Source organism: Paenibacillus sp. ACRRX (assembly GCF_022346885.1).
GTDB lineage: Bacteria > Bacillota > Bacilli > Paenibacillales > Paenibacillaceae > Paenibacillus_B.
This window is the reverse complement of the sequence record NZ_JAKRNK010000012.1, coordinates 87,674-95,049: the sequence shown is the minus strand read 5'-3', so window position 1 is coordinate 95,049 and position 7,376 is coordinate 87,674. Positions and strand designations below refer to the sequence as shown.

5 protein-coding genes and 1 rRNA gene are annotated in these 7,376 nt (G+C 46.1%); all 6 read left to right on the top strand.

Features of this window, described 5'->3' with window-relative positions:
- The 6 genes from rrf to radA all read left to right on the top strand — a co-directional run bounded on the left by rrf (position 1) and on the right by radA (position 7,364).
- Positions 1–117 (top strand): 5S ribosomal RNA (rrf, locus tag MH117_RS25065).
- An 881-nt stretch (positions 118–998) separates the two neighbouring features.
- Entirely contained in the window at positions 999–1,463 is a 465-nt protein-coding gene (locus MH117_RS25060; RefSeq protein ID WP_028543475.1) for a CtsR family transcriptional regulator, read from the top strand.
- 96 nt (positions 1,464–1,559) lie between these two features.
- Positions 1,560–2,114, top strand: a complete 555-nt coding sequence (gene mcsA, locus MH117_RS25055) for a protein-arginine kinase activator protein McsA (protein WP_239333638.1) — start codon at positions 1,560–1,562, stop codon at positions 2,112–2,114.
- Positions 2,115–2,164: 50 nt separating this feature from the next.
- Positions 2,165–3,271: a protein-arginine kinase McsB gene (mcsB, locus tag MH117_RS25050; RefSeq protein WP_239333636.1), complete on the top strand. Its 1,107-nt coding sequence runs from the start codon at positions 2,165–2,167 to the stop codon at positions 3,269–3,271.
- 51 nt (positions 3,272–3,322) lie between these two features.
- Positions 3,323–5,767, top strand: a complete 2,445-nt coding sequence (gene clpC, locus MH117_RS25045) for an ATP-dependent protease ATP-binding subunit ClpC (protein ID WP_239333634.1) — start codon at positions 3,323–3,325, stop codon at positions 5,765–5,767.
- 229 nt (positions 5,768–5,996) lie between these two features.
- Positions 5,997–7,364, top strand: a complete 1,368-nt coding sequence (gene radA / locus MH117_RS25040; protein WP_239333632.1) for a DNA repair protein RadA — start codon at positions 5,997–5,999, stop codon at positions 7,362–7,364.
- Positions 7,365–7,376 lie beyond the last annotated feature (12 nt).

Below are 7,376 nucleotides of genomic sequence, written 5' to 3'. Positions count from 1 at the left end.
TTTGGTGGCGATGGCGGAGGGGTTCCACGCGTACCCATCCCGAACACGACCGTTAAGCCCTCCAGCGCCGATGGTACTTGGACCGCAGGGTCCTGGGAGAGTAGGACGTTGCCAAGCAGTAAAGCCCATTGACTTATGTCGATGGGCTTTGTTTTCTCTATTGCAGGCAATGACTTAAGTAACTATAAGTACACCGGTCACTGAGTCATCATCGTTATCTGAATATAAAACGTGATATCCACCGTGTGAATAGTGGATATTATTTGTGTTTTTATCTGTTATCCACATGTGTATAACTAATGAGATTTAATTTATATATCCATTTTAGCAGCACATAACGATGAAACCACGGTATATTGCTCCGTTTATAGGGCTGAATATTAATGTTATTAAGATAGTTGTCCACTTTTTGTCCACTGCTTGTGGAAATGTCATATGTTGTTCACAATCTCATAAGAAATATATCTCTTTATTCCCCCCAATGAACCAATTATCCACATATATTTATCCATTTATTTATGATTTCAAAGATTTTGAATCCAAATTATAAATGTTATCTACAAGTACCTAAGTTAAGCGTTTACGGAATAAGCGGACGCAGATCGTTAAACGGCTGAAGTTACATTTGCCTAGTTACTTGTGCACCAAGTAACACAGGCTGTAATCAAATCTGATGTCACTTCATCTAGCCTCGCTTCATATGATTAGAAAAGAAAGTTGGATCTCATTACAAGTAATACCTTAAGTGAGCGTTTCTCTAATACAATTTGATGTGTACATGTTTTCTCGTAAGGCGCCATAGTTCGGATCATTAATGATTAACGTCCTTACAGAAGAATAAAGGCTAAGCAAATTTATATTTGGCAAACGGAAACCGATTTGTTATAATAAATTCAAGGTCAAAGAAAGTCAAAGTCAATAAATGATTACCAACTCCGAATAATAATACGTCAAAATTGGTTAAACCTAATATAGATGCATAGAAAGGAGGGAGTAAGTTGCGCAACATTTCGGATTTGATCGAACAGCATCTGAAAATTATGCTGTTGGACAGCCGCGAGGGCGCTGTGGAAATTCAGCGTAACGATCTTGCTCAACAATTTGCTTGCGTTCCATCACAGATTAATTACGTGATTAGCACACGGTTTACGTTAGAAAAAGGTTATGTCGTGGAAAGCAAGCGCGGTGGCGGTGGATATATTCGCATTCAACGCATTGAACTTCCGGCTCAGCATGCCATACATACGCACGTGTGTGACACGATCGGTGAATGTATTGGACAAGATCCGGCAGATGGCCTTATCTATCAACTGGAAGAAGCGAAGATTATCTCCCGACGAGAAGCAAGTTTGCTTCGTGCAGCTATGTCACGTGACAACTTAATGTTAAAACTGCCTTATCGAGACGAGCTGCGTGCGAGATTGTTGCGCGCGATGCTGGTTGCTTTGCTAGGGAAGTCATAGTTATGATGGTGACATGAAGGACACAGCGTTCATTTTTGTTATGCTCAAGTTTGAAGGTGTAAGTAAAGAATGCACCTGACTAGGAGGAACGGGACTATGATGTGTCAACAGTGCGGCCAGAAGCCCGCAACCTTACATTTTACGAAGATTATTAATGGAGAGAAGACTGAGTCCCATATTTGCGAGGGATGTGCCCGTGAGAAGGGAGAATTGAATGCTGATCCCGCGCATGAGTTTTCTATTCATAATCTGCTTTCAGGATTGTTGGATTTTGACTTATCGAACGGAGCGGGTAATCTCAAAAATGGAGTATATGGGTTTAAGGCAACATCTGAGGCGATGCGCTGCGACAACTGCGGCCTTACGTTTTCGCAGTTCAGCAAGATGGGTAGATTCGGTTGTGACGAGTGTTATAAGTCATTCGGTTCACGACTTGATCCGCTGCTGAAAAGAGTTCATGGCAACATTATTCATGTTGGCAAGATTCCGAAGCGTAATGGTATTGTGTTACAGCGAAAGCGTGAATTGGATGAACTACGTGAGAAGCTGCAAGAGTGTATTCGTATGGAACAATTTGAAGAGGCGGCTCAATTACGGGATCACATTCGTATGCTGGAGAAAGAACTGACCGGCGGAGCAGAAGCGCAATAATATAGAGTGGTGTTAAGAAACGTTCAGACGGGTAAGGAGGAGTAAAGCTTATGTCTAATCATTCCTTTATGAAACAGCCTGTCAGCGATTGGATGCGTGGTACAGGGCCTGACTCGGATATTGTGATTAGCAGCCGGATTCGGATTGCCCGCAACTTGCATGGGATACCGTTTCCGCTTTTGGCAACGAACCAACAGTCCGCTGAATCGCTTACTCGCTTGACTGCTGTGGCTGAGTCGCCTGATTTTGCGGAGCTAGGGCATTTTTATGTGATGAAGCTGACAGAGTTAAACGTGACGGAAAGACAGGTACTAGTCGAGAAGCATCTCATCAGTCCTAATTTGGCTAATGAATCCCGCAATGGGGGACTACTGCTGAAGGATGACGAATCGATTAGTATTATGTTAAATGAAGAGGACCATCTCCGTATTCAATGTTTGTATCCAGGTCTCCAAATACGAGAGGCATGGGAGGCTGCAAGTCAGCTAGATGATGTATTTGAAGCTAAAGTAGATTATGCTTTTGATGAGAAACGCGGCTATTTAACCAGTTGTCCAACTAATGTTGGTACAGGGATTCGTGCTTCTGTGATGATGCATCTGCCAGCTCTTGTGCTGACACAGCAAATCAATCGTATTTTGCAAGCAGTAGCGCAAGTCGGTCTTGCGGTTCGTGGCTTGTATGGGGAAGGCAGCGAGGCGATTGGGAATCTGTTTCAAATATCCAATCAGATTACGCTTGGTCAATCCGAGGAAGAAATAATCGATAACTTGTATGGTGTTGTCAAACAAATTATCGAGCATGAGAAGGCTGCACGCGAACAATTAAGACAAGAGAACATTACACGTCTCACGGATAAAGTATGTCGTTCCTACGGTATCTTGAAGCATGCAGCTATTATGGAGACCAAAGAAGCGGCACAGCGTCTTTCTGATATTCGTTTAGGCGCAGATCTTGGATTGTTGAAGGATGTTTCGCCTACCATGTTGAATGAATTGATGGTAATGACCCAACCTGGATTTCTGCAGCATATTTATAATAAACAAATGAATGCGGATGAACGCGATATTTACCGCGCCCGCCTCATTCGGGAGACTCTGGTAAGGAAACAGTCTACACCACGTCAATCCGACAAAAGCAAGAAGTTGCAGGAATGAACCGAGTAATAACGAATTAACAAATAATGAATCATGTGGAGGTGCAAGTCGATGATGTTCGGTAGATTTACAGAACGAGCTCAGAAAGTATTGGCATTGGCTCAGGAAGAAGCCGTGCGCTTGGGACATAACAACATTGGAACAGAGCATATTTTGCTCGGTCTGATCCGTGAAGGAGAGGGCATTGCAGCAAAAGCATTAGTCGCATTAGGTTTAGGCTTGGAGAAAATTCAAGACGAGGTCGAGTCCTTGATTGGACGCGGTCAAGAGCAGCCGACAAACATTGCTTACACACCGCGTGCCAAAAAAGTTATCGAATTGTCCATGGATGAAGCACGTAAGCTTGGTCATACTTATGTGGGAACAGAACATATTTTGCTCGGCCTTATTCGTGAGGGTGAGGGTGTGGCAGCTCGCGTATTAAACAACCTGGGCATTAGTCTAAATAAAGCACGTCAGCAAGTGCTGCAGCTGCTTGGCAGCAGTGAAGCGGTATCCAGCCATCATGGTACACCACAGAACGTGAGCACGCCAACGCTGGATGGCTTGGCACGCGATCTAACTTCGATCGCAAAAGAAGGCAACTTAGATCCTGTAATTGGGCGCAGTAAAGAAATCGAACGTGTCATTCAAGTACTGAGCCGTCGTACGAAGAATAACCCGGTACTTATTGGCGAACCTGGTGTAGGTAAGACTGCTATCGCTGAAGGACTTGCGCAGAAGATTATTCATAATGAAATTCCGGAGACATTACGAGACAAGCGAGTGATGACACTCGATATGGGTTCAGTCGTGGCAGGTACGAAATATCGCGGCGAATTCGAGGATCGATTGAAAAAAATTATGGATGAGATTCGCCAGGCTGGCAACATCATTCTCTTTATCGACGAGCTTCACACGTTGATCGGTGCAGGTGGCGCAGAAGGGGCGATTGATGCGTCCAACATTCTAAAGCCGGCGCTTGCTCGCGGAGAGCTGCAATGCATTGGGGCTACAACGCTTGATGAGTATCGCAAATATATTGAGAAGGATGCTGCGCTTGAACGTCGTTTCCAACCGATTACGGTAGATCAGCCAACTCCTGAAGAGGCCATCCAGATCTTGAAGGGCTTGCGCGATCGTTATGAAGCGCATCATCGTGTGAAGATCACCGATGAATCGATTGAGCAAGCGGTTAAGCTCTCTGATCGTTATATTACGGATCGCTTCCTGCCGGATAAAGCAATCGACTTGATCGATGAGGCAAGTTCCAAAGTAAGGCTTCACACGTACACCGTACCGCCTAATCTGAAAGAGCTGGAACAGCGGCTTGAGGATATTCGCAAGGAGAAAGATGCTGCTGTGCAAAGCCAGGAGTTTGAAAAAGCGGCAGCGCTGCGTGATACGGAGCAGAAGATGCGCGAAGAACTAGAGACGTTCCGCAATCAGTGGAAAGAGAAGCAAGGACGCATGGATTCGGAGGTTACTCCAGAAGATATCGCACAAGTCGTTGCAAGCTGGACTGGTATCCCTGTCATTAAACTTAAAGAAGAAGAGACTGAGCGTCTGTTGAAGATGGAGGAGATTCTCCATGAGCGTGTGATTGGGCAGGACGAAGCGGTTAAGGCGGTTAGCCGCGCAATCCGTCGCGCACGTGCAGGGCTTAAAGATCCGAAACGTCCAATGGGCTCGTTTATTTTCCTCGGTCCTACGGGTGTAGGTAAGACGGAATTGGCGAGAGCACTTGCCGAATCGCTCTTCGGAGATGACAACGCCGTTATCCGTATTGATATGTCCGAGTATATGGAGAAACATTCGACATCACGACTTGTAGGAGCGCCTCCAGGTTATGTTGGTTATGAAGAAGGTGGCCAATTAACCGAGAAAGTTCGCCGCAAGCCATACTCGGTAGTCCTGCTGGACGAAATTGAGAAGGCTCATCCCGAAGTATTTAACATTTTACTGCAAGTGTTGGAAGACGGACGACTTACAGATTCCAAAGGGCGTGTAGTCGACTTCCGCAACACATTGATCATCTTAACGTCAAATGTGGGCGCTGAGGCGATTAAGCGCAATTCTACGCTTGGTTTTACGGCAATAGATGACAATGCGCGCGACTACAACAACATGAAAGATAAAGTAATGGTCGAGCTTAAGAAGAGCTTCCGTCCAGAGTTCTTGAACCGTATCGATGAGATTATCGTGTTCCACTCTTTGGATGAGAAACATATTTCAGAAATTGTTAGCTTGATGGCTGACGATCTCCGCAAACGTCTGAACGAGCAGGATATTCACTTCAGCTTAACGGATGAAGCGAAGAAATTCCTTGCGAAGGAAGGATATGATCCAGCTTATGGAGCGCGTCCGCTGCGTCGTGCGATCCAGAAGCATATCGAGGACAAATTGTCTGAGGAACTGCTGAGAGGTCATATTAACAAAGGTGACTATGTCACAATTGATGAGCAGGACGGCGGATTGGTCGTTCAACTGAATACAGAACCAGCTGCAACAAATTAAGCAGATGATCTGAGACGGGCCCTAATAAGGGCTCGTTTTTTTGTGCCCGCTCCTTTCCACGTCCCCTCAAAAATGGTAAACTTGAGAATATTGAGATTACGGGCAAAGTTGAGCCATCTTCTGCTACAGTCGACATCATCTGTAAATCTTATGAACAGAGCGATATGTCTCACAGCGAGAAGCAGATGAATTCGTCCGCAGAATGAAAGGTTAGGAGTTGTCGGCTGGTATGGCCAAAGTAAAGACCAAGTTTTATTGCACGGAATGTGGTTATGAATCACCTAAGTGGATGGGGAAATGTCCGGGCTGCAATGAATGGAATACAATGGTTGAAGAGCGTGAGACGGTTGTGAAGACGGCTGGCGTACAATCATCCTTTCTCGTTACGAAAGAAAAGCCGCAACCGATCATACATATAGAGAGTGGGCGTGAACCACGACTAAGCACGACGATTTCCGAACTTAATCGTGTACTTGGCGGGGGTGTTGTCCCAGGTTCCTTAATTCTGGTCGGCGGTGATCCGGGCATTGGCAAGTCAACGCTGCTGCTCCAGACCTCTAATGCGATAGCCGTTAGTGGTTTGAAGGTGTTGTATGTATCAGGTGAGGAATCGATGCGCCAGACCAAGCTGCGTGCTGATCGTTTAGGGTCGTTGTCTGAACGGTTGTTTGTACTAAGTGAAACCAACTTGCTTCACATTGAAGAGGCGATAGAACAGATACAACCGGATTTCCTTGTCATAGATTCGATTCAGACTGTCTATCAACCATCGGTTGAATCAGCCCCGGGCAGTGTTGCTCAGGTTCGAGAGTGCACCAGTGCGTTTATGCGTGTAGCAAAAGGCAAAGGGATTGCAACGGTGCTTGTGGGCCATGTAACCAAGGAGGGGGCAATCGCAGGACCTCGGCTCTTGGAGCACATGGTAGACTGTGTGCTTTATTTTGAAGGGGAACGGCATCATTCCTATCGCATATTGCGCGCAGTGAAGAATCGCTTTGGTTCAACCAACGAAATGGGCATATTCGAGATGACCGAAGGTGGGCTGGTTGAAGTCAAGAACCCGTCCGAGTTGTTCTTGCAGGAGCGTCCATTAGGTGTATCAGGCTCTACTGTTGTAGCGAGCCTTGAGGGAACACGTCCTGTACTAGTGGAAATGCAGGCGCTCGTCGCTGCCACGAATTTCCCATCACCGCGCCGCACGGCGACAGGTATCGATCATCATCGTCTAGCCCTGATTATTGCCGTGCTTGAGAAGCGGATGGGCATGTTCTTGCAGAATCAGGATGCTTATGTCAATGTAGCGGGTGGCATGCGTCTGGATGAACCAGCGGTTGATCTGGCGATTGCGGTTGCCATTGCATCGAGCTTTCGGGATATGCCGACACAGCCGTTTGATGTCGTTATTGGCGAAGTGGGATTGACAGGCGAGGTACGGGCAGTATCCCGAGCCGAGCAGCGTGTTAAGGAAGCAGAGAAACTTGGTTTTAAGCGAATTATTATGCCTGTGAATAGTCTTCGAGGCTGGACACAGCCTAAACATATTGAGATCATTGGAGTTAATACAGTTGCGGAAGCATTAACAGCGGCGTTAGGTTAGGGGGCATAGATA